Below are 21,088 nucleotides of genomic sequence, written 5' to 3' on the forward strand. Positions count from 1 at the left end.
CGTCCGCGCCGAACGTCCGGGCCCGGTCAGCGCGACGCGGACCAGCGGAACTCGCGCCGCGCCGGCGGTGTGCGGGGGCCGTCGCCGACGCTCGGGGGCTCTTCACCGACGAGCACGATGCGCGACTTGATCGCGAGGAGCGCGAACAGCACCCAGTTGCCCTGGTACAGCAGACGCGACTCCGCGATCGACTGGACGAGCAGGGCCACGACCACGAGCAGCGGCAGGAGCGACACCGGGTCGAAGGGCCGCGGCTCGAGTCGGGTGTCGTACCCGATCCGGGTGGCGCACGACCATGACCGGCTCAGCGTGGAGACGACGTAGACGGCGAACAGCACCAGGCCGATGATCCCGGTCTGCATCCACACGTCGAGGAACGCGTCGTGTGCCTGCAGGTAGGTGACGCCCTTCCGGTGCGCCACGTCCGCGAGGGTGGGGATGCTCGGCCACCAGTAGCCGATCCACCCCCACCCGACGACGGGGTGGTGGTGGATGAGACCGAGCACGCGCTCCCAGATGTCACCGCGGCCGGTCGCGTCCGTGCCCTTGCCGAGGAGCTCGGAGAGAGCGCCGCGGGCCAGGAACGCCACGGCGGCGACGACCACCGCGGCCCCGGCGACGGCGGCGTAGCGCGGCGTGCGGTCCTCGGTGGGGACCCGCCGGATCCAGAGCGCGACGACGAGGGCGACGGCGACGACGACGCCCGCGACGAGCACCGTCGACGAGCGTGTGAGGAGCAGCACGAGCACCGCCACCGCGAGCCAGCCGATCGCCCGGTTGCGACGGATCCGACCCTCGGCGAACTGCAGGGCGACCGCGATCACGGCGAGCAGGGCCACCATGGCCAGCAGGTTCGCGTTGCCCGGGAGCCCCTGGATGCGACCCCCGGTCAGGAGTTCCGCCCGCGAGAAGTAGAAGGCGTCCGGGATCTTCCGGTTGCCGTAGTGCGTCCAGATCGGGGCGATCGGGTGGCGCACCAGCACGGCGACCACGGCCTCGAACACGAGCGAGAGCATGAGCACCCACCGCATGGCCAGGCTGATCGCGTCGAGGATCCGTCGCCAGGTCAGTGTCGAGGCCACCGCGAACGCCACGGCGGCGCAGATCACCTGTGCGGTGATGCTCGCCAGCGTCGCTGCCCGCCAGTGCGACCACAGCACCGACACCAGGCACCAGGCGAGGAAGAACCAGAGCGACCGGGGTGTGCGGGCGATCGACGGACGTGCCCGGACCAGGACGGTGATGCCCCACGCGGCGACGGCCGCCCAGAGCACCGCAGCGCCGTACCAGGTGAGCGTGTTGGGCACGGCGTCGCCGGCGAAGAGGACGAACAGGAGCGTCGCGCCGAGGGCGAACGCCTCGCGCTCGGGGACGGTGCCGCGCGACAGCGGCCAGGTGTTCGACACGACGCCAGAGTACCGGCTGGTCCTCGTGTCACTTCCGGAGTGCGGTGAGCGCGCCCGCGATCGCGGTCCCGAGGTACGGCGCGAGCGTGACCGCGAACGTGTTCGTCAGGTGTGTCTGGTCACGGTGGACGAGCACGCCCCCGATGACCGCCGGGCAGGTCGTCGCGGTGCAGTAGTACGGGGTGAGGTCGATCAGCCGGGCCCGGCCCGGCGTCCGGGCGACGGCCTGCGCGCTGCCGTCGAAGGGCTGGAGGGCGGTGGAACGGGGCGAGTCGCAGGTGCCCGTGGTCGGACCGCTCATCTGCCCGACGCACGCGACCACGTCCTTCCGGGCGGTCGGGTTGTCGCGCAGCGCTATCACCGGGATGCCGACGTCCGTCGCCGCCCGCCAGGCCGCCACGAGGCCGTCCACCACGGTCTCGTCAGCGGACCGCCCCCCGGCCGCGGCCACGGGCCCGTTCCCGGTGGAGTGCGTCACGAGGACCGCGTCGAGGTCCGGGTGCGCCCGCAGGTACGACATCGCGTTCCGCTTCCACCCGGTGCAGTCGTCCACCTGCTGTTGCGATCCCGCGGCCTGCTGGGCTGTGGTGAGGTAGCAGCTCTGGTGACCCGCGACGTCGATCCGCCAGTCGTGTTGCCGGGCGATGCGCTCGTACGTGTCCACCAGGACGTTGTTGTGCGAGTCCCCGATCGCGATGAGGTGCTTCGTGTACCCGGACCGGGGACCGAGCTGGCAGACGTGGAAGGCGCTCGAGTCGTTGGACCAGCACGGGGTCCGGTTCGAGTCGTCCGCCACCGCGTTCGCCGCTGCCGGTACCCGGACGTCGGCCAGCCGGGGGTTGACGCACGGGGTCGCCGACGAGATCAGCGCGGCGGCACCGAAGCACGCGACGTGTCCGGTCCGGAGCTCGCGGGCGAACTCGGCGTCCTGCACCTGCTGGACGTGCAGGGCGGTCAGGGACGCCGCACCGAGCGCCACCACGAGCACCGTGCTCACGACGCCGTACAGTGCGACCCGACGCGGTCTGAGCGCCCGGACCCACGGCGAGAAGCGGAGGGGTTCCTCGACGCAGAGCGTCGTGACCGACCCGACGACGACCGCGCCCACCAGGATCGCGAGCCGGTCCTCGGTGGTCAGGTCGTGTCGGAGCGCGAGCGGCAGGATGACGACCGCGGGCCAGTGCCAGAGGTACACGGCGTACGAGATCCGGCCGAGGAACGCGATCGGGGCGAACCGCCCGACGGCCTGGAGCGCCGAGCCGCCGCCGAACAGCACCACGAGCGTCGCGGCGACCGCGGGGAGCGCGGCGGCGATGCCGGGGAACGGGGTCGATCCGGTGATGACGAACAGGGACACGACGAGCCCGACGACGCCGAGCCACGCCGCACCGGACCGGGCCCACCGCGTCGTGGTCGATCGGGCGGCGGCGAGCGGGACGGTCGCGGCGAGCCCACCGAGCGCGAACTCCCACGCGCGGGTGGCGGTGGAGAAGTAGGCCACGCCGGGGGCGGTCTCGGTCTGCACGATGCTCCACGCCAGGGAGAGCACGACGACCGCACCGAGCACGAGCCGTGCGACCAGGGTCGGCGATGCCGTCGACCGGCGCAGGCGGCGGCCCACCCAGAGGGCGACGAGCAGGAGCAGAGGGAGTGCGATGTAGAACTGCTCCTCGACCGACAGCGACCAGAAGTGCTGAAACGGGGACGCCTGGTTCCCCTGGGCGAGGTAGTCGACGGAGTCCGCCGCGAGCTGCCAGTTCTGCAGGTACACCGTCGACGCGATCAGCTCGCGGGAGTACTGCCCCCACAGGGCACTCGGCACCCAGACCAGCACGGCGGTGCCCGTCGCGGCGATCGCCAGGAACGCCCCGGGCAGCAGCCGCTTGGCGCGCCGGGACCAGAACCCGGCGAGTCCGATGCGACCGGTGGCGACGAGTTCGCGGAGCAGGTGTCCGGTGATCAGGAACCCGGAGATGACGAAGAAGACGTCGACGCCGACGAAGCCGCCGGGCAGCGCGTGCGGCCACAGGTGGTAGCAGACCACGGCGAGGACGGCGAAGGCGCGGAGTCCCTGGATGTCCCAGCGGGTCGCGTCGGTGGTCCGCGCGTCCCCCCGTCGGGGCGGCCGTCGGGTCGACCGTCGGGTCGACCGTCGGGTCGGTGCCTCCGCCGTTCGCGCCTCCACCCGCAAGAGTTTAGGCGGAGCGCAGATAGGCTCTGGCCCATGTTCCTCGGCATCACGAACACGCCCCGCGACTACGCCTGGGGCTCCGTCACCGCGATCCCGGAGCTCCTCGGTCGCACCGTCACGGGGGCCCCGCAGGCGGAGCTCTGGCTCGGCGCGCACCCGGGCAGCCCGAGCGTGGTCGTGAACCCCGCGACCGTCGGCGGCGCGGACACCCTGCTCGACTGGATCGGGGCCGAGCCCGAGACCGCGCTCGGCGCGGGTCGGACCGGCCTGCCGTTCCTCCTCAAGGTCCTCGCGGCGGCGGCGCCCCTGTCCCTGCAGGCGCACCCCACGCCGGAGCAGGCGCGGGAGGGCTACGAGCGCGAGGACGCCGCGGGGATCGCGCTGGACGACCCGGCCCGCAACTACAAGGACCCGTTCCCGAAGCCGGAGCTCGTCGTCGCGCTGAGCGACCGGTTCGAAGCGCTCAGCGGCTTCCGGCCGGTGGCCGAGACCCTCGCCGACGTCGACGTGCTCGACCAGGACACCGGCCGACTCGGCGCGCTCATGGTGCACCTGCAGCACGGCCTGGAGGACACGGTGCGGTGGCTCGAGACCGCGGACCCGTCGGCGCTCGCCATCGTGCAGGCGGCCGGGGACCTCGCCGCGACCCTCGACGACGCCCTCGCGACCCCGAACACGGCGACCGTGCGGGACCTCGCCCGGAGCTACCCCGGCGACCCGGGGGTCGTGGTCTCGCTCCTCATGCACCGGGTGACCCTCTCCGCCGGCCAGGCGATGTACCTGCCCGCCGGCAACATCCACGCCTACCTCGACGGGCTCGGGATCGAGCTCATGGCGCCGTCCGACAACGTGCTCCGCGGCGGCCTGACCCCGAAGCACGTCGACGTGCCCGAACTGCTGCGCGTGCTCGACTTCACCGCCTACCCGGCGCCGCTCCTCGAGCCGGAGCACCTCGCGCCCGGCGTCGACCGGTTCGCGCCGGCGGACGTCGGCTACGCCCTGATCCGGGTGACCGGTGGCGGCCGACCGACGGGACCCGCTGCCGGCGGGGTGGCGCCGCTCGTCGGCCCGTCCATCGCGGTGTGCACCGAGGGCGCCGTCACCCTGGTCGGGGCGACGTCCGCGACGCTCCTCCGTCGGGGCGAGGCCTGCTTCATCACGCCGGACGAGGGCGACGTCACGGTCGAGGCCGACGGCTCCCCGGACCTGACCTCGGCGGTGTTCATCGCGACGGGTGCGTGAACACGCACGGTACAGCCGCGTCCGGCTCCCTGCCGTCCGATAGCGTGTCGAGCATGAGTTGGCTGGTCACCGGCGGTGCCGGGTACATCGGGTCCCATGTCGTCCGAGCGCTGCGAACGGCGGGCATCGACACCGTCGCACTGGACGACCTGTCCAGCGGGTTCCGTGCCTTCGTGCCCGACGACGTCGCGTTCGTCGAGGGCTCGATCCTCGACGGCGACCTGGTGTCGCGGACCCTGCGCGACCACGCCGTCACGGGCGTCGTGCACGTCGCGGGCTTCAAGTACGCCGGGGTGTCGGTGGAGCGTCCGCTGCACACCTACGAGCAGAACGTGACGGGCACGGCGACGCTCCTGCGCGCGATGGCCGACAACGACGTCACGAAGGTCGTGTTCTCGTCGAGTGCCGCGGTCTACGGCACCCCGGACGTCGACGTCGTGGTCGAGGACACCCCGAAGGCCCCGGAGTCGCCGTACGGCGAGTCGAAGCTGATCGGGGAGTGGCTCCTCCGCGACATGGAGGTCGCCCGCGGCTTCACGACGACGTCCCTGCGCTACTTCAACGTGGTCGGGTCGGGCGAACGCGACCTGTACGACGCGAGCCCCCACAACCTCTTCCCGCTCGTGTTCGACGCCCTGCTGGCCGGCCGCACACCCCGCATCAACGGCGACGACTACGCGACACCGGACGGCACCTGCGTGCGCGACTACATCCACGTCGCGGACCTGGCGCACTCGCACGCGGTGGCGGCGCAGAAGCTCGAGGCGGGCGAGCCGCTCGACCGCGCGTACAACCTCGGCAGCGGCGACGGTGTCAGCGTGCGGCAGATCATGGACGCGATGGCAGCGGGCACCGGCATCGCGTTCGAGCCGGAGGTCGCGCCCCGCCGTCCGGGAGACCCGGCGCGCATCGTGGCCACGGGCGAGGCAGCAGCGCGCGACCTGGACTGGGCGATGCGCCACACCCTCGACGACATGGTCACGAGCGCGTGGGAAGCACGGCGGAGCGCTTCCTGAGCCGATCCGGGCGGTGATCCGGTCCCCCGGAACCCGGACAGAACGGGGGCGACACGCCCAGACGGGGGACATGACACGCCGAAGTGGGTCGGGTCTCTTATGATCCGCGACTTGACTCTGACGAATGACACGGCTGTAATTACAGGCAACGGCATCGTCGGCATGGTCCCGTTATCGAGACGTCAGGGGTGATCAGGGTGAACGGTTCCGACTTCCACGCGGGGGTTCCGGAGGACTGGCACGTCGACCCCGTGGCGCTCGGCGTCCCGGGTGTGCGGCGGCCGGAGGCGGACGACGGGGACAACCCGCTCGCCTGGCAGGTCGACTCGCTGTGTGCGCAGACCGACCCGGAGGCGTTCTTCCCCGAGAAGGGCGGCTCCACGCGCGAGGCGAAGAAGATCTGCACGTCGTGCGAGGTCCGGGCGCAGTGCCTCGAGTACGCGCTCGAGAACGACGAGCGCTTCGGCATCTGGGGCGGCCTGTCCGAGCGCGAGCGCCGGAAGCTGCGCAAGAGGGCGTAAGCACGAGCGCAGGCACGGCCTGGAGGCGCGTCCCGGCTCCGTCAGGAGCCGCGCGGTGATCGTCCCCACAGGTTCACGCCGCGCCGCCGTCGCCGACCGGCACCGTGCCTCCCGGCCCGTAGAGTGACGCCCGTCATGCAGCCCAGAGTCACCGCGATCCTCGTCGCCGCCAACGGTGCGGACCACCTCGACCGGACCCTGGACGCCCTCGCGGCCCAGACCCGGCACCCCGACGACCTCGTGGTCGTGGACGTCGGCACGACCGACGGATCGACCGCCGAGCTCTCGTTCGGCGGATCCGCGCAGCTCGTCCGCCTGCCCGGTGGTCGGTCGTTCGGGGACGCGGTGCTCCAGGGGGAGCGGAGCACCCAGCCCGCCGACCCCGACGTGCCCGCCGACGAGTGGCTCTGGATCCTCGGTCACGACAACGCGCCGGCGCCGACCGCCCTCGAGGCGATGCTCGCCGCCGTCGAGATCGCGCCGTCGGTCGCGGTGGCGGGTCCGAAGCTCGTCGACCCCGACGAGCCCAGCCGCCTCCGCGCGTTCGGCGAGAGCATGACGCGCGCGGGTCGGTCCATCGCGCTCGTGCAGGACGAACTCGACCAGGGGCAGCACGACCGGCACACGGACGTCCTCGGCGTCGCGGCCGGCGGCATGCTCGTGCGACGCTCGGTGTGGGTGGAGCTCGGCGGCTTCGACCCGGCGCTGCCGGACGTCGACGCGGCACTCGACTTCTGCGTCCGGGTCCGGTTGGCGGGGCACCGCGTCGCCGTCGTGCCCGAGGCGCGCGTGACGAGTGCCGGGCCGATCGAGGAGTTCGGCCGCAAGCGCGTGTCCGAGGGGCGCCGCGTGCGCATGCACCGGCAGGCGCAGCTCCACCGCCGCCTGACGTACGCCTCCGCCGGCACCCTCTGGTTCCACTGGCTCATGCTCGTGCCGCTCGCCGTGCTCCGCGCGATCGGGCACCTCGTCGCGAAGCACCCGGCCGCGGTGACCGGCGAGCTCGCGGCCGCGTTCGCCGTCGCGTTCGGCGGTGGTGTCCGTCGCGCGCGGGCCACGCTGGCGCGGAACCGCTCGCTCGGCTGGGCGGCCGTCGAACCGCTGCGGGTGAGCTGGCGACGGGTCCACGAGCACCGCACGACCACGCGGGACGTCGAGCTCGCCCGGGTCGAGGACGCCCCGATCGCCCGCGCCTCGTTCCTGAGCAACGGCGGCGTCTGGGTCGTGCTCGGAGCCGCGGTCCTCAGCGTCGTCAGCCTGTTCCCGCTGTTGGGCTCGCCCGCGCTCACCGGTGGCGGACTCCTGCCGCTCAGCACGGACGTCGGGCGGCTCTGGCAGAACGTCGGGTACGGCTGGCACTCCCTCGGGACCGGGTTCACCGGACCCTCCGACCCGTTCGCCGCGGTCGTCGCCGTCCTCGGCTCGATCACCTTCTGGTCGCCGTCGACCTCGGTGGTCCTCGTCATGCTCCTGGCGTTCCCCCTGTCCGCCACGGGCGCCTGGTTCGCGGTCCGGAAGGTGACCACGCGCACCTGGGTGCCGGTCATCGGCGCGGTGCTCTACACGGTCGCACCCGCGCTCGTCGGCGCCGTCACGACCGGGCACCTCGGTGCCGTGATCGCACACGTCCTGCTGCCGTGGCTGTTCCTGGCCGTCCTGGACGCCCACCGGTCGTGGGCCTGGGCATCCGGAGCCTCGATCCTGTTCGCCGTCGTCGCGGCCGCGGCGCCGTCGCTGATCCCGGTCCTGCTCGTCGCCTGGCTAGTCGCACTCGTCGTCGGCTGGCGTCGGGCGCACCGTCGGGTGTTCATCCCGGTACCTGCCGCCGTGCTGTTCCTGCCGCTCGTCCTGGCCCAGGTGGCCAGGGGCAACGTGCTCGCGGTGTTCGCCGACCCCGGGGTGCCGAGCGCGACCCGTGCGCCGTCGGCACTGCAGCTCGCGATGGGGCAGCCCCTGCCCGACTGGAGCGGCTGGCTGCCGGCGATATCGACGCTCGCGGTCGTCGTGACCGTGCTCCCCGTCCTGATGGCGGTGCTCGCGCTGCCGGTCGCCGCCGCCGCGATCGGCGCGATGCTCGGGCACCGATGGGCCGTCGCGGGCGCGGTGCTCGTCCTCGCGCTCCTCGGGTACGCCACTGCGTTCGCCGCCACGCACCTCACCGTCACCGGGGTCGGTTCGACGACGACGATCGTCTGGCCCGGGAGCGCGCTGAGCGTGTACTGGCTCGCGGTCGTCGCCGCAGCGTGCATCGGGCTCGACGTCCTGCCGAAGGCCGCCCCCGTCGCCGGTCTCGTCGCGACGGTCCTCGCGGCCGTCGCCGTCGCACCGGCCTTCGCCGCGTTCTACCTGCACACGGCGGTCATCCAACCGACGAGCGGGCGGGTGCTCAGCGCGTACGTGAACGCCGAAGCGCAGGCCAACCCGGACGTCGGCACGCTGGTCGTCGACCCGCAGGACGACGGGTCGCTCGCGGTGTCCCTCGAGCGCGGCCAGGGCTCGACGCTGGACGACCAGTCCACGCTGGACGCCACCGCGCTGACGCTCAGCCGGTCCGGCGCCCGCCTGGCCACCCTCGCCGGCAACCTGGCGAGCCGGAGCGGGTACGACCCTCGACCGGCGCTGCGGGAGCTCGGCATCAGCTTCATCCTGCTCGACGACGCCGATGGCCGGAACGGTGACGCGCAGGCGGTGCACGACCGCGCGGCCGGAGCGATCGGCCAGAACGCCCTGTTCACGAGCATCGGTGAGACGACCAACGGTCAGCTGTTCCACTACGACGGCACGGTCGACCGCACCACGACCGGCTCGGCCGCGGCCACGGCCACGCACGTCCTGTACCTCGTCGTCCTCGGCATCGTGTTCGGCGCGGCGGCCCTGCTCGCCGTGCCGACCGCACCGCGACGGCGCCGCGCCACCTCGAACGTCCTCGAGGCCGAGGAACCCGCCACCACCTTCGACGAGGAGCGCGACGAATGAGCACGCCTGGGTCCGTCCGCCGCTGGCTCGTCCGCGGGACCGCGACCGCCGTCGCCGTCGTCGTCGCCGCCGGCACCATCACCGCGGCGCACGCGATCGGCACCACGAGCGAACCGGGCCGTCCCGCCGGTCGCACCGTCACGCCCGTGGCCGCCGACGCCGAGCGGGTCTGCGCGGGCAGCGCCCTGCGGCTCTCCGACGACGCGGGCAACGACGCCACGAAGGCGAGCGCGGTCGGCAGCCCGACGGTCGCCACCGCGACCACCGGGTCCACGGTCGAACGGACCTCGCTTGACCCGTCGAGCACCGGCGGGAGCAACCCGCGCCTCCTGACCGCACCGGCCGGCCGGACGACCCCGCAGGTCGCCGGCAGCAGCTACCAGAGCGTCTCGAGCGGTGACCTGGTCGGTGCGGGCGCGGCCTCGTGCGACGACCCGTCCCAGTCCACGTGGCTGGTCGGCGGCTCGACGGAGACCGGCCGCACGAGCCTCATCACGCTGTCGAACCCGACCGACGTGAACGCCACCGTCGACCTGTCCGTGTACGACGCGAACGGCATCGTGAGCGCCCCGGGGACGGCCGGCATCGTCGTGGCCCCGAACACGCAGAAGGTCGTCCCCCTGTCGGGCTTCGTCTCGAACCAGGGCTCCACGGTCGTGCACGTCGTGTCCTCCGGCGGCCAGATCGTCGCGCACATGCAGGAGACCGTCGTCCGCACGCTGACGCCCGGCGGGTTCGACATCGTGTCCGGGAGCGCTGCTCCGTCGCGGACGCAGATCGTCCCCGGCGTCGTGCTGCAGGGCGCGGAGCAGACGCAGCGGGGCGGCGACACCGCCGACGCCGTGCCGATCGTCCGGCTCTTCGTGCCGGGCGCGACGGCGGCCCGGGTCACGCTCGGCATCACCACCTCGGACGGCGGCGGGTCCACCGTGAACGCCACGGCGGAGGCCGGTGTGGTCACGGACGTCGCGCTCGACGACTTCCCGGACGGCCGCTACTCGTTCACGGTGACCTCGACCCAGCCGATCGTCGCCGGGGTGCGCACCACGGCACCCACCGATGCCGGGCAGAGCGACCTCGGCTGGTTCGCGTCGGCCGAACCGCTCGGCCGCAGCGCGATCACGGCGCTCGCGCCGGGAGAGAACCAGCGCCTGACGCTCGTGAACCCGACCCGGTCGGACGCGCAGGTCACGATCCGTTCGGGCGACGAGCAGCAGCGGGTGTCCGTGGTCTCGGGCGGGACGAACACGCTCATCGTGCCGACGGCGAAGCAGCTCGTGCTGACCGGGACCGACGGCCTGGTCGCCGGGGTCACCTACATGGGCGGCGACGGGATCGCCGGGTTCCCAGTGCGAGCCGCGACCGAGGTCTCGACACCGGTGCGCGTCTACCCCTGAGCGCCGCCGCGCCCCGCGTCCGGGCTACGAGCCAGGAACCCGATGTCGCCCGCGTGGCGCGGGTCAGTCTGATCGGTTCGGGTCACCAGTGCCGGTAGCGGTCCGGTGCGAGGTCCCAGGGGTCCTTGTCGATGAGCTCCCCGACGGCCCGGAACACCGCGGTCTCGATGATGATCCGACGGTCGGCGTCGTCCTTCTCCGGGCTCCGGTTCACGCGCTCGACCGGGATCCGGAAGAGGGTCACGCGACGGCCCTCGTGGTCGACGCGCCACCGCGGCAGTTCGTCCGGCTGGGAGGCGTCCGTCGGCATGTCCGCGACCTGGAAGACCACACCGTGGAGCTCCTCCGGCCAGAGCTGCAGCAGGTAGTGCGCGGTGTCGCCGACGGTCCGGTCGAAGGCCTCGGCCCGGGTGATCACGGGGGCGAGGTCCGGTCCGGTGACGCTCGACCGGCCACCCCGGCCGTGCCGGGACCGACCCCGACCGCGGTCGACGGGCGTGACGAGTCGGGGCTTGCGGCGCATCCCCACATCGTACGCGCGCGGGCCCTGCCGCACGGCGGCCGGTAGGGTCGACAGCGGTATGGACGTACGGATCTGCAGCAAGGTCGCGTGTGGCGCGAGCGCTGGGGCGACCCTGACGTACGACTACGCCGACTCGATGGTCGTGATCGGACCGCTGTCGACCCGCGTCGAGCCGCACGGGTACGACCTCTGTGGTCGGCACGCGGCCTCCCTGCGGGTGCCCCGCGGGTGGCAGATCGTCCGGCGGGAGCGCCTGCCGCGCGACGCGTCCTGACGGACGAGCGCCTGCGGCGTGCGGCCGGGAGGCGCGACCCGCGTGAGCAGGTCGACCTGCGTCCTCCGTGCGGTCGGCTTCGTCCGACCGTGCTCGCCTGGTGCGCGCCCTGGCCCGCCGCCTGGCCCGCCGCCTGGTCGGCTCGCCTGGTCTTGCCGGCACGCGTCACCCGGACGACCGTCCTGCCGACGCGACGGACCCCGCTGAGGTGATCCGTGCCTCCAGGCCGGTCGCCCCGAGCGGTGCGGTACCGCGCCATCGCGCACAGGGCCCAGCGGTGTGCGCGTGGGAGACTGGGTGCATGCCCAGCGAAACCCAGACCGCCGTCCCGTTCCGCGTCGCCGACCTCTCCCTGGCCGAGGCCGGTCGCCACCAGATCCGCCTCGCCGAGAACGAGATGCCGGGTCTGATGTCCCTGCGCGAGGAGTTCGGCGCCTCGCAGCCGCTCGCCGGTGCCCGCATCGCCGGCTCGCTCCACATGACGGTGCAGACCGCCGTCCTGATCGAGACGCTCGTCGCGCTCGGCGCGCAGGTGCGCTGGGCGAGCTGCAACATCTTCTCGACGCAGGACGAAGCCGCCGCCGCCGTCGCCGTCGGCCCGACCGGCACCCCGGACGCCCCCGCCGGTGTCCCGGTGTTCGCGTGGAAGGGCGAGACGCTCGAGGAGTACTGGTGGTGCACGAGCCGCATCTTCGACTGGAGCGCCGAAGCCGCCGAGGCCGGAGCCGACTGGGCGGGCCCGAACCTCATCCTGGACGACGGCGGTGACGCCACGATGCTCGTGCACACCGGCGCCGACGCCGAGGCCGCCGGGGTCGCTCCGGTCGCCGACGCCGACGCGAGCGCCGAGTGGAAGATCGTGCTGGCGACCGTCGCCGCCTCGCTCGAGGAGTCCACGGACCGCTGGACCCGCATCGCCGCGGAGATCCAGGGCGTGACGGAGGAGACCACGACCGGTGTCCACCGCCTGTACGAGCTGGCGCGGAACGGCGAGCTGAAGTTCCCCGCGATCAACGTCAACGACTCCGTCACGAAGTCGAAGTTCGACAACAAGTACGGCATCCGGCACTCGCTGCCCGACGGACTGAACCGTGCGACCGACGTCCTGATCGGCGGCAAGGTCGCGTTCGTCGTCGGGTACGGCGACGTCGGCAAGGGCGCCGCCGAGGCGCTCCGCGGGCAGGGTGCGCGCGTCATCGTGTCCGAGGTCGACCCGATCTGCGCGCTGCAGGCCGCGATGGACGGCTACCAGGTCGCGCGGCTGGCGGACGTCGCGGGCATCGTCGACATCGTGGTCACCTGCACGGGCAACCTCGGGGTCGTGGGCGTCGACGAGATGCTCGCCCTGAAGCACCTGGCGATCGTCGCGAACGTCGGCCACTTCGACAACGAGATCGACATGGCCGGGCTGGAGGCCCTGCCGGGCGTCGAGAAGGTCGAGATCAAGCCGCAGGTGCACGAGTGGCGGCTCCCGACCGGGCGCTCGATCCTGGTGCTGTCCGAGGGCCGACTGATGAACCTCGGCAACGCCACCGGGCACCCGTCGTTCGTGATGAGCAACTCGTTCACGAACCAGGTGCTCGCGCAGATCGAGCTCCACACCCGCCGCGAGGAGTACCCGACGGGCGTGTACGTGCTCCCCAAGCACCTCGATGAGAAGGTGGCGCGGCTGCACCTCGACGCGTTGGGCGTGCAGTTGACGGCGCTCCGGCCGGAGCAGGCCGCCTACATCGGTGTCGCGGTCGAGGGGCCGTACAAGCCCGAGCACTACCGGTACTGAGCGGCGCGGGCCGCGGCCGCGGCGGCGCGCCGGGCGCCGGGCGCCGCATCGAACCGCGATTCCGACATCGAACCAGGCGTGAACGCCGGTTCGATGTCGGAAACGTGGTTCGAACCGTGTCAGCGAACCGCGCCCGCGCGTCGCCAGCGTCAGCGGGGGAAGCCCGGAGGCCGCGCCGTCGCCGTGCGCGCGGCCGCGCCGAGCGTGTCGGCTCGGCTGCGCAGCGCCCGCAGGTCCCGCTCGCGCCGGAGGACGGCGACCCCGGCCAGGAACACCTCGGGCGGCACCGGCGGCACCGGGTGCGCGTACTCCGCGACGGCCGCCGCGAGGGACCGGGCCGCGCCCTCCCGGAGCTCGGGGCGCAGGTCGGCGGCTCCGCGGAAGAACGCCCCGAGTCGGTTCTCGAGGCGCTGGGGCAGGCGTGAGACGTCCGCGACCCCGGCCCACGCGGTGAGCTCCGGTGGCAGGTGGACCTCGGGCTCCCGACGCTTGGGCAGCCGCTCGTGCTGCACGAACGTCCCGGCGAGCAGGTCCCCGAGGCGCCGTGGTCGCGACCCGAACAGCGCGACGAGCAACGCGATCGAGCCGAGTGACCCCCAGAGCTCGAGCATCCCGACGAGTGCCCGGGCGAACGCGTGCCGGAACGTGATCGAGCCGCCGTCGAGCCGCACGACCCGGGTCCCGGTGGCGTAGCGGCCCACGCTCTTGCCCCGCGTCACCGTCTCGACCGCGGCGGGAACCAGCACGAGGACGCCGACGAGCATCGCGATGCTCGCCACCGCGGTCCACGCCGCGTCGCCGGCGTCGGGCAGGAGCCGTGCCGTCCCGATGAGCAGCATCAGGTACAGGGCGATCAGGCACACCCCGTCCAGGAGCGCCGCGGTCAGCCGGAGTGCGATGCCGGCCGGTTGGACGTCGAGGGCGACGGCCTCACCGACGACGAGCTCGTCGTCGGTGTCGTCGAGCGCGCGGACGAACCGGGCATCGGCGAGGTCGCGCGGCACGCGGGTCTTCGGCATGGGACCATTCTGTCGGACGCGACGACGGGGGAGACGAATGGATCTGGACGCCTACGCCGAGGTGCACCGTGACCGGTGGCAGGAACTCGACCGCCTCGCGCGGGCACGCCACACCAGCGGCGCCGACGTGGACCGGCTCCTCGCCGGGTACCAGGAGGCCGCGACCGACCTCGCGCGCATCCGCGGTGCGGCGGCCCGGACGACGACGGGGGACCGCCTCTCGCTCACCCTGTTCCGCGCGCGGTTGCGCTTCACGGGGACACCCGTCGATCCGCTCACCGCCGTGGCGACGTTCTTCACGCTCCAGCTGCCGGCCGCGCTCTACCGGATCCGCTGGCTCACGATCTGGGTCGCCGCCGCGACGGCGGTCGTCGCGGTCGTCGTGGGGGTGTGGATCGCCTCGACCCCGGGTGCGGTCGAGACGTTCGGCACGCCCGCGGCGCTCCGGCGGTACGCGACGCAGGACTTCGTCGGCTACTACTCGGCCCACGGGCTCGGAGCGTTCACGGCGCAGGTGTGGACGAACAACGCGTACATCGCGGCGAGCATGGTGGCGTTCGGGATCACCGGGCTGTTCGTCCCGTACTCGATCGCACAGAACGCCATCGGGCTCGGGGTCTCCGCGGCGATCATGCACTCGCAGGGTCGACTGGGGGACTTCTTCCTCTACATCGCCCCGCACGGCCAGCTCGAGCTGTACTCGGTCTTCCTCGCCGGCGCGGCCGGGCTGATGATCTTCTGGTCCTGGGTCGCCCCGGGGTCGCGGACCCGCGCGCAGGCACTCGCGGAGGACGGCCGCGCGCTCATCACCATCGCGATCGGCCTGACGCTCACCCTGCTGCTGTCCGGGTTGGTCGAGGGCGTCGTGACGCGGCAATCCTGGCCGTGGCCGGTCAAGATCGCGATCGGGACCGTGGCGCTCGCGTCGGTGCTCGCCTACCAGTGGGTGCTCGGCGGGCGGGCGCACCGGGCGGGGGAGCGCGGCGACCTGGAGGAGTTCGACCGGGGCGCCACCGCGCTGGTCGCCGACTGACGGCCAGCGCTGGCCGCCCGGGCAGGGGCGTCAGAGCCTCCCGGTGGCCTTGGCCCGGATGTAGGCGTCGGCGACGAGTGGCGGGACCTGCTCCGGCCGCCCCCGGACGACCTCCGCGCCGACACGACGGGCTGCGTCGGCGACGCCGTCGGCGTCCAGCAGCGTGCGTGCCGCTGCCGCCCGACGGTAGACGTCGCGCTGCGCGCCGGACGGGAGGAACGGAGCACGGCCGCCCCGTCGGCCACGGCCGCGGATGGTCACCGCCGGTGCGCCGGTCTCGCCCGGCGCGCGGGTCGCCGACGGTTCGTGGGTCGGACGGAGGGCGCCGCCCGCCATCCGCTCGACCGCGGGGTCCTCGACGCTCGTCACGACGACTGCGTGGCGTCGGGTCAGGCGGGGGAGGACCGCCAGCAGGTCGCCGGATGCCCCGACGGAGTCGAGACTCGACGCGAGCACGACGAGCGACCGCGATGTCGTGATGCGGTCGACGATCGCGGGGACCGAACCCCAGTCGGTCGCGGCGAGTCCGGGCTCTGCGAGCGCCAGCACCTCGCCGAACCGCTGCACCACGTCGTTCCGGGTCGCGCCGTGCACCCGGTCGCGGACGGCGTCGTCCAGCACGACGAGGTCCACGCGGTCACCGGCGGCCGCTGCCAGCGCGCCGAGGAGCAGGGCCGACTCGATGAACGTGTCCAACCGCGGCTCGTCCTCGACCCGACCGGCACCGGCGCGACCGGCGTCGACCACGATCACCACGCGGCGGTCGCGTTCGGGCCGCCACGTCCGGACGACGAGGTCCTGTCGCCGTGCGGTGGCGCGCCAGTCGATGGAGCGGACGTCGTCGCCCCGGACGTAGTCGCGCAACGAGTCGAACTCCGTGCCGTGCCCGCGGAGCTGCAGGGTGGTCTCGCCGTCCAGCTCGCGGAGCCGGGCCAGCCGCGACGGCAGGTGCCGTCGCGAGCGGAAGGGTGGGGTGACGACGAGTTCCCCGGGGGTCTCGACGACCCGCTGGCGCGCGGCGAGCCCGAGCGGGCCGAACGCACGGACCGCGACGCCGGCACTCCGCCGTCGGCCGCGTCGGAACGGTGCGAACCGTTGCCGGGCGGTCCGGCGTTCACCGGCGGGGACGTCCATCCGGACGCGACGCGGTACTCGGCCCGCGGACGGTTCCCACATGTCCCGGACGACGCCGCGCAGCGTGCGCGACCCGTCGTTCGCGAGCACGAGCGTGCCCTCGGCGGTGCTGTCGCGGCGTGCCAGCCGGGGCATCCGGCGTTCGACCCGCACCCGCCCGAGGTCGGCGGCGAGGAGCAGGTCGACGCCGGCGGCGGCGAGCACCACGGCCACCCACGCGATCCCCGCCCACCCGCTGCCGAACAGCACCGTCGGCAGGACGGCGACCGCGAGGAACGCGACGAAGCGGCCCGACACGGCCACTAGATCGGCACCCGGACCTGCTCGAGCACCTGCTGCAGGACGCCGTCCGCGCCGACGCCCTCGAGCTCGGCGTCAGCCCCGACCCGGAGGCGGTGCCGCCACACCGGGAGCGCCATCGCCTGCACGTGGTCCGGCGTGATGGCGTCGTACCCGGTGAGCCAGGCCCACGCCTTCGCGGCCGCGAGCAGCGCGGTCGCACCACGCGGACTGACGCCGACCCGGACCGACGGCGCCTGCCGCGTGGCCCGCGCCAGGTCGACGATGTAGGCGAGCACGTCGTCCCGCGCGCCGACGGCCCGGACCGCCCGCTGCGCCCGGAGGACCTGGTCGACGCCCACGACCGGCTCGATCCCGGCGGACCGGACGTCCCGCGGCACGAACCCGTCGGCGTGCCGGCGGAGGATCTGCCACTCGACGTCACGCGGGGGGACGTCGAGCGTCAGCTTCACCAGGAAGCGGTCGAGCTGCGCTTCGGGCAGCGTGTAGGTGCCCTCGAACTCGATGGGGTTCATCGTCGCGGCGACGAAGAACGGTTCCGGGAGGGCCCGGGCGGCGCCGTCGACGCTGACCTGGCGTTCCTCCATGGCCTCGAGCAACGCGGACTGGGTCTTCGGGGGTGTGCGGTTCACCTCGTCGGCGAGGAGCACGTTCGTGAACACCGGTCCGGGTCGGAACGGGAACGACCCGGTCGAGGCGTCGAAGACGAGGGAGCCCGTGACGTCGCCCGGCATCAGGTCCGGCGTGAACTGGATCCGCTTGGTGTCGAGGTCGAGCGCGGCCGCGAGGCTCCGGACCAGGAGCGTCTTCGCGACGCCCGGGACGCCCTCGAGCAGGACGTGGCCCTGCGCGAGCAGGCCGACGATCATCCCGGACACCGCGCCCTCCTGCCCGACGACGGCCTTGGCGACCTCGGTCCGGACGCGACCGAACGCCTCCCGGAGTGGATCGGTCGCGGTCGCGGTCGCGGTCGCGGTCGTACCGGCGCCTGGTGCCGGCGCTCCGTCGCTGGCGGCGTGATGCGGTGCGGACGGGGGGAGATCGGTCACGGTCGTGCTCCTGGTCGGTCTCGGTCGTGGTCGGAGGAGGCGACGGGGTCGCCGGAGGTCGATCGCCGGACGGCGCGTTCGAGGTCGTCGAGTGCCGCGGCACCCCGGACGAGGGCAGGGTCGTCCTGGACCGGGCCGCCCACCAGGACGGCACCGACACGGGCGTCCGGGATGCCGGTCGCACGGGCCGCAGCGCGGACGACCTCGTCGACGTGTGCCGACCGCGGGAGGCCGAGCGCGCGTCCGATGCGTCGGATCGCCGCGACCCGCAGCGTGTCGAGGGCGTGTGTGCGGTCGCGCGTCCTGGCGTAGAGCCGGGCACGCCCCTCGGTCGTCTCGGCGGCACGGACGACGACGGGCAGTCGTTCGACGACGAGGGGGCCGAGTCGACGGCCTCGCCAGACGGCCGCGGCGACGGCGGTGAGCCCGAGGAATGCCAGGACGCTCGGCACCCACGGCGGTGCGAGGTCCCCGAGGACGGGCGCCGCGTCGGCGCCGCCCGGAACCGGCGTGTACCAGGTCAGCTGGTCGTCGCTCCCGAGCAGGCCGAGCGCGAGCGCCGCGTTGCCGGCCGTGGTGATGGTGTCGTTCCGGAGCGCCGCGGTCGTTCCGAGCACCGTGACGTCGCCGCCGGGGGTCGTCGCACGCACGAGCCCCCACGCACGCTGGTCGCCGGAGCCGCTGGGCGCGCACACCTCCACGTCGCCGTCGCTCCGTGCCCGGTCGGTGACGCGGTACGAGGCACCCGCGGCGGAGACCGACCCGGCGGCGGCCGCAGCGGGGATCGTGCAGGAGGCCGTCGAGACCGTGGCGCGTCCGCGGACGTCGGCGGAGGGCTCGGCGCCCACACCGAAGGCGTCGAGGGTCGTGGCGTCGGACGTGATGAGCACGACGTGGTCGGCCTGGCGTGCGATGCGCCGTGCGACGGCGGGGTCGAGCACGCCGCGAGGGTCGTCGACGAGCACGGTGCGGCCGTCGACCGCGTCCGCCCGGGACGTGACGTCGACCCGGGTGCCGCGCTGCTCGAGCACGCGGACGAGTGCCCGGGAACCGCTGGCGGTCGCGGAGTCCGGGTCGAGCGCGGTCGGGTCCGCGCGGTCGTGGCCCTGCACGGCGGCGGTGAGCGCGGCGAACACGACGACGAGCACGGCGATGAGGACCCAGGGGCCGAACCGGTGCCGTCGTCCCGCTCGGTCGGGCGCGCCGGGCTGCGGTGCGGTCGGCCGCACGGCGGTGACGCTCACGCGGGCACCGCCGGCTCGTCGGCGCGGGCGGGTCGCGCGGCGCGGATCGCCCGCTCGGTCTCGAGGACCCTGCTGGCCGCCGTCTGGTCAGCGGGGGAGCCGAGGTACCGGACCGCGTCGAACGTGGCCGCGGCGTGCTCGAGGCGCCCGGCCGCCGTCGGGAAGGGACGGGAGGCGCGGTCGGCGATGGCGCGCGCCGTCGCGCCCGGCAGGTCGGGGACCAGATCCCGTTCACCGAGACCGCGCGCCAACGCGCGGAACCCGTCGAGCACGGCGCCGTCCCAGTCGCCGGCTCGGTAGGCGGCAGCGGCCGCCACACCGAGGTCGCGTGCCGAGCGGAGGTCGTCCGGGTCGAACACACCCCGGTCGTCGGAGGCCGCCGACCGGGCCCGCCGGCGGGGCAACCCCCGTGCGACCACCACGAGCACCACGACGGCGACGAGGACGATGCCGGCGATCCAGAGCAGGGTGTTGCCGACGGCCGGGGATCCGAGGCCGTCGAGTCGGATCGAGCTGAGCCAGTCGAAGAACCCCTGCGACGCCCGGTCCCACCAGGTGACGTGTGCGCCGGCGTACTCGGACCGCTGGAGCTCGTGTTCGAGCAGTCGGCGGGCCTCGTCGGGTGAGACCGCGGTCAGCGCCACTGCTGCGGTCCAGGTCCAGGTCCAGGTCCAGGTCCGGGTCCGGGGCCGGGGCCGGTGCCGGTGCCGGGCCATTGCTGCGCCGGCCACTGTTGCCCGGGCCACTGCTGGGCGGGCCACTGCTGCGTCGGGCCCTGCGCTCCGTTCCACGGCGCCCGCACGACCGGTTCAGCCGGCGCGAACGGGTCCGCCGGCTGCCCCGTGTCCAGGTGCGACGCGATGCGCTGGTCGAGCGCTTCGGTCCGGATGCGCCGGTCGATCGCCAGGAACGTGGTGACCGACGCGCTCAGGACGTCCGTGATCGACTGCACCGCGATCACCAGCACACTGCCGATCACGATCGCGACCACCGAGCCGACGCTCGGCGCGCCCGGTGTCCCCGTGCCCCTGCCGGTCTGGTTCAGCGGGTCGAACACGCCGGATGCGAGCGCGGAACCGATGCTCAGCGGGAGCGCCGCGATCGACGCGGCGAACCCGAACATCGCCTGGACCAGCAGCAGGATCCCGAACGTCCGCCAGAACGCGCCCCGGGTGAGTCGCCACGACTGCGCCGCCGCCGAGAAGACCCCGCGGCCCTCCAGCGCGATCGTCGGCACGGTGAAGGCGAAGCGCGTGCCGAGCCAGGCGAGGAGGACCCCGAACCCGAGGAACACCCCGAGGATCAGGAGCACGAAGCCCCCGACCCCGGAGCGTCCGGCGGCGAGCGCCGCGATGAACCCGATGAACACCACCACCACGATCCCGCCGATCACCGCACCGGCCGCGACCTGCAGCAGCATCCACGCGACCACGGACCAGCGCCGTCCGGCGAGCAGGGCCCAGATGCCGCGGAACATCGCGCGGCGGCCGAGCACCCGTTGTCCGGTGTCCGTCGCGACCGGAGCGACCAGGAAGCCACGACCGAGGTACGTGAGGAAGGGCAGCACCACGGCGAGCACGAGCCCGAGCGTGGCCGTCCCGGCGACGACCGGGCTGGGGTCCCCGGACTGCGCGTCGAACGCCGAGGCGAGCCGTGCCTGCAGCGCGGACTGCGTGAACGCGTTGGCCAGGGTCGAGAGCAACCCGAGCACCCCGCTGAGCAGCACGCTCCAGAGCAGCAGGACCCGGGCGTTGCGCCGGAAGACCGTGAACGCGCCGGCGAGGACATCGCCGAACCCGAGGGGCCGGAGGGGGATCACCGGGCGGGAACCGACGGGCGGACGACCGGGCGGGAAGCCCTGGCCGGGGAACGGCCCGGGCAGTGGGCCCGGCCCCGAGGCGGGCGGTGGCGGCGTGGCGGGGCCCTGTGGGCCTCCTGTCCGTGGCGTCGGCGCGTCCTGCGCGCCCCCTGGCACCTGCCAAC

Annotated in this window: 17 protein-coding genes; 8 read left to right on the top strand and 9 right to left on the bottom strand. The window is 73.7% G+C overall.

All coding sequences use genetic code 11. The features are described from left to right. Positions 1-26: 26 nt before the first annotated feature. Positions 27-1,406: an O-antigen ligase gene (locus J7E22_RS18260; protein WP_214981801.1), complete on the bottom strand. Its 1,380-nt coding sequence runs from the start codon at positions 1,404-1,406 to the stop codon at positions 27-29. A gap of 28 nt (positions 1,407-1,434) precedes the next feature. Then, positions 1,435-3,591, bottom strand: a complete 2,157-nt coding sequence (locus J7E22_RS11180; protein WP_214981802.1) for an acyltransferase family protein — start codon at positions 3,589-3,591, stop codon at positions 1,435-1,437. A 39-nt stretch (positions 3,592-3,630) separates the two neighbouring features. Here J7E22_RS11180 and manA point away from each other — a divergent pair, with 39 nt between their 5' ends. The 5 genes from manA to J7E22_RS11205 all read left to right on the top strand — a co-directional run bounded on the left by manA (position 3,631) and on the right by J7E22_RS11205 (position 10,749). Continuing rightward, positions 3,631-4,839, top strand: coding sequence for a mannose-6-phosphate isomerase, class I (gene manA / locus J7E22_RS11185; RefSeq protein ID WP_214981803.1), 1,209 nt, complete (start codon positions 3,631-3,633; stop codon positions 4,837-4,839). A gap of 53 nt (positions 4,840-4,892) precedes the next feature. Then, the gene (galE, locus tag J7E22_RS11190; RefSeq protein ID WP_214981804.1) at positions 4,893-5,855 is read left to right on the top strand and encodes a UDP-glucose 4-epimerase GalE; all 963 of its coding nucleotides are present in this window, start codon (positions 4,893-4,895) and stop codon (positions 5,853-5,855) included. Positions 5,856-6,043: 188 nt separating this feature from the next. Then, on the top strand, positions 6,044-6,376 hold the full coding sequence (locus tag J7E22_RS17970; RefSeq protein WP_374193270.1) for a WhiB family transcriptional regulator: 333 nt from the start codon (positions 6,044-6,046) through the stop codon (positions 6,374-6,376). Between the two features lie 135 nt (positions 6,377-6,511). Continuing rightward, positions 6,512-9,352 (top strand): glycosyltransferase family 2 protein, encoded by a 2,841-nt coding sequence (locus tag J7E22_RS11200; protein WP_214981805.1) that lies wholly within the window; start codon positions 6,512-6,514, stop codon positions 9,350-9,352. Further along, a complete protein-coding gene (locus J7E22_RS11205; RefSeq protein WP_214981806.1) occupies positions 9,349-10,749 on the top strand; it encodes a DUF5719 family protein in 1,401 nt (466 codons plus the stop codon). Before J7E22_RS11200 ends, J7E22_RS11205 begins: the two co-directional genes overlap by 4 nt. Before the next feature lie 82 nt (positions 10,750-10,831). Here the strand turns inward: J7E22_RS11205 and J7E22_RS11210 are convergent, their stop codons facing one another. Further along, on the bottom strand, positions 10,832-11,272 hold the full coding sequence (locus J7E22_RS11210; protein WP_214981807.1) for a metallopeptidase family protein: 441 nt from the start codon (positions 11,270-11,272) through the stop codon (positions 10,832-10,834). A gap of 58 nt (positions 11,273-11,330) precedes the next feature. On the opposite strand from J7E22_RS11210, the gene J7E22_RS11215 reads away from it, so the two are divergent. After that, positions 11,331-11,546, top strand: a complete 216-nt coding sequence (locus J7E22_RS11215) for a DUF3499 family protein (RefSeq protein WP_214981808.1) — start codon at positions 11,331-11,333, stop codon at positions 11,544-11,546. Positions 11,547-11,847: 301 nt separating this feature from the next. After that, positions 11,848-13,326, top strand: a complete 1,479-nt coding sequence (ahcY, locus tag J7E22_RS11220; RefSeq protein ID WP_214981809.1) for an adenosylhomocysteinase — start codon at positions 11,848-11,850, stop codon at positions 13,324-13,326. A gap of 149 nt (positions 13,327-13,475) precedes the next feature. On the opposite strand, the gene J7E22_RS11225 is transcribed toward ahcY, so the two are convergent. After that, positions 13,476-14,345, bottom strand: a complete 870-nt coding sequence (locus J7E22_RS11225) for an RDD family protein (RefSeq protein WP_214981810.1) — start codon at positions 14,343-14,345, stop codon at positions 13,476-13,478. Between the two features lie 37 nt (positions 14,346-14,382). Between J7E22_RS11225 and J7E22_RS11230 the strand changes: the two genes are divergently transcribed. Next, positions 14,383-15,378, top strand: a complete 996-nt coding sequence (locus J7E22_RS11230) for a stage II sporulation protein M (RefSeq protein ID WP_214981811.1) — start codon at positions 14,383-14,385, stop codon at positions 15,376-15,378. Between the two features lie 30 nt (positions 15,379-15,408). Here J7E22_RS11230 and J7E22_RS11235 read toward each other — a convergent pair whose 3' ends face one another. From J7E22_RS11235 to J7E22_RS11255, 5 genes are read right to left on the bottom strand one after another with little or no spacing between them, the layout of a single operon-like run. Continuing rightward, entirely contained in the window at positions 15,409-16,815 is a 1,407-nt protein-coding gene (locus J7E22_RS11235) for a DUF58 domain-containing protein (protein WP_214981812.1), read from the bottom strand. Further along, positions 16,815-17,861, bottom strand: coding sequence for a MoxR family ATPase (locus J7E22_RS11240; RefSeq protein WP_214981813.1), 1,047 nt, complete (start codon positions 17,859-17,861; stop codon positions 16,815-16,817). The genes J7E22_RS11235 and J7E22_RS11240 overlap by 1 nt, the downstream gene beginning before the upstream one ends. Further along, on the bottom strand, positions 17,858-19,105 hold the full coding sequence (locus J7E22_RS11245) for a DUF4350 domain-containing protein (RefSeq protein WP_214981814.1): 1,248 nt from the start codon (positions 19,103-19,105) through the stop codon (positions 17,858-17,860). Before J7E22_RS11245 ends, J7E22_RS11240 begins: the two co-directional genes overlap by 4 nt. Beyond that, positions 19,102-19,749 (bottom strand): DUF4129 domain-containing protein, encoded by a 648-nt coding sequence (locus J7E22_RS11250; protein WP_214981815.1) that lies wholly within the window; start codon positions 19,747-19,749, stop codon positions 19,102-19,104. Before J7E22_RS11250 ends, J7E22_RS11245 begins: the two co-directional genes overlap by 4 nt. Then, positions 19,740-20,924 carry a glycerophosphoryl diester phosphodiesterase membrane domain-containing protein gene (locus tag J7E22_RS11255; RefSeq protein ID WP_214981816.1) on the bottom strand — a complete coding sequence of 395 codons (1,185 nt, stop codon included), beginning with the start codon at positions 20,922-20,924 and terminating at the stop codon, positions 19,740-19,742. Before J7E22_RS11255 ends, J7E22_RS11250 begins: the two co-directional genes overlap by 10 nt. Positions 20,925-21,088 lie beyond the last annotated feature (164 nt).

The organism is Curtobacterium sp. ISL-83 (assembly GCF_018613895.1).
In the GTDB taxonomy this organism is placed as follows: Bacteria; Actinomycetota; Actinomycetes; order Actinomycetales; family Microbacteriaceae; genus Curtobacterium.

What these genes read in the sequence shown, in the direction of transcription:
- manA (WP_214981803.1), top strand. Translation starts at nt 3,631, where the DNA reads ATGTTCCTCGGCATCACGAACACGCCCCGCGACTACGCCTGGGGCTCC.
- galE (WP_214981804.1), top strand. Translation starts at nt 4,893, where the DNA reads ATGAGTTGGCTGGTCACCGGCGGTGCCGGGTACATCGGGTCCCATGTC.
- J7E22_RS11200 (WP_214981805.1), top strand. Translation starts at nt 6,512, where the DNA reads ATGCAGCCCAGAGTCACCGCGATCCTCGTCGCCGCCAACGGTGCGGAC.
- J7E22_RS11205 (WP_214981806.1), top strand. Translation starts at nt 9,349, where the DNA reads ATGAGCACGCCTGGGTCCGTCCGCCGCTGGCTCGTCCGCGGGACCGCG.
- J7E22_RS11210 (WP_214981807.1), bottom strand. Translation starts at nt 11,272, where the DNA reads ATGCGCCGCAAGCCCCGACTCGTCACGCCCGTCGACCGCGGTCGGGGT.
- J7E22_RS11215 (WP_214981808.1), top strand. Translation starts at nt 11,331, where the DNA reads ATGGACGTACGGATCTGCAGCAAGGTCGCGTGTGGCGCGAGCGCTGGG.
- ahcY (WP_214981809.1), top strand. Translation starts at nt 11,848, where the DNA reads ATGCCCAGCGAAACCCAGACCGCCGTCCCGTTCCGCGTCGCCGACCTC.
- J7E22_RS11225 (WP_214981810.1), bottom strand. Translation starts at nt 14,345, where the DNA reads ATGCCGAAGACCCGCGTGCCGCGCGACCTCGCCGATGCCCGGTTCGTC.
- J7E22_RS11230 (WP_214981811.1), top strand. Translation starts at nt 14,383, where the DNA reads ATGGATCTGGACGCCTACGCCGAGGTGCACCGTGACCGGTGGCAGGAA.